At 66.2% G+C, this 1,299-nt stretch carries 3 protein-coding genes; all 3 read right to left on the reverse strand.

Translation table 11 applies throughout. The annotated features are described in order from the left end of the window. A partial coding sequence (locus J7E68_RS06785; protein ID WP_215171069.1) for a YihY/virulence factor BrkB family protein occupies nucleotides 1-441 on the reverse strand: 441 nt, incomplete at its 3' end. Nucleotides 442-505: 64 nt separating this feature from the next. Continuing rightward, nucleotides 506-1,069, reverse strand: coding sequence for a DUF3618 domain-containing protein (locus J7E68_RS06790; RefSeq protein WP_215171071.1), 564 nt, complete (start codon nucleotides 1,067-1,069; stop codon nucleotides 506-508). Next, nucleotides 1,066-1,299, reverse strand: a 234-nt coding sequence (locus J7E68_RS06795) for a phage holin family protein (RefSeq protein WP_215171073.1), incomplete at its 5' end; no start/stop codon positions are given. The genes J7E68_RS06790 and J7E68_RS06795, both read right to left, overlap by 4 nt.

Here is a 1,299-nt window from a genome sequence, read left to right on the forward strand (position 1 = left end):
GATGCGGTTCATCGCTCGGCTGAAGGCGCCGACGTACCCGGACGCCGACCAGATCGCGAGCAGGATGCCGCTGATCAGTGCGAACCCGGCGGCCGGCGAGTCCGCGACCTGTTCGATCGGGCCCCGGAGAGCGTCCGCCGTGTCGCCAGGGGCGACCTGCTCGACGATGCCGATCACCGCTTCCCCGGCGGCCTGTCCCTGACCGACGACGCCGAGGAGGGAGAAGATCGCTATCAGACCGGGAAAGATCGACAGGACCGCGTAGTAGGTCAGCGCGGCAGCTATGTCGGTGCACTGGTCGGACGAGAACTCACGGAAGGCCTTCTTCGCCACGTACTTCCATGATCGTCTGTGGACATCATCCGGAGAGTCCGGCTTGCTCGAGGCCTCGGGATCGACACTCCCGTCACGGGCCTCCGTGTGCGGCTGCGACATCTTCATTCCTCTCATGACGGACGGACCCGTCGCCTATCCGCGTGCGACGGGTCCGTCCGCTCGATCGCGGTCAGCTACCCGCGATGTTCTCGCGAGCCCGCTGCGCCTGGTCGGTCACTTCACCGGCCGCCGACTGCGCCTCGTCCTTCACGACGGCCACGGATTCCTGCGCCGATTCCCGCACGGATTCGACCGACGCCTGTGCCGGTTCCTTCAGATGCTCGCCGACTTCCTTGGCCACGTCCGTGACCTCATCGACGAGCGGCTGAGCCTGGTCCTTGACCGTCTTCGCGAGCTGCTGCTCTTTCGACGACGTCGGAACGAGCGATGCGATCAGCAGCCCCGCCCCGAACGCCATCAGGCCGACCGCGAGCGGATTGCCCTCGGCTTTCGCGATGGCGCGGTCCTTAACCTCGGTCACGCGGTCACCGGCGTCCGAGAGCGTGGATCCCGCATCGTCCGTCGACCCCATGACGCGCTCGCGCGCCGAGGTGAAAGCACCGCGCACTTTCCCCATCTGCCGGTCCACGATCTTCGACGGCGTCACCTTGTCGGCGAGCGCGTCGACATCCGACCCCAGCTCCTGTCGCGTCCGCTCGATGTTCGCGCGGATCTCATCGGGTGAATCACTCATCGGTTCTCCTCATTTCTCTTCAGTGCTTCCGGAATCTCCTTGACCGTGTCGACGGTCTGCGGCATGCCCTCGACCTGCTTCAGCTGGCTTTGGCCGACCACGAACAGGATCAGCGCGACGATCGCCCAGATCACGGCCACGACGACGCCCGACCAGCCGCGCCCCATGAGCGAGCCCAGCGCCCACCACAGTGCGACGGACAGGAAGAACACCGCCATCAGCGCCGCATA

The sequence above is a fragment of the Microbacterium sp. ISL-103 genome, assembly GCF_018613995.1.
Lineage (GTDB): Bacteria > Actinomycetota > Actinomycetes > Actinomycetales > Microbacteriaceae > Microbacterium.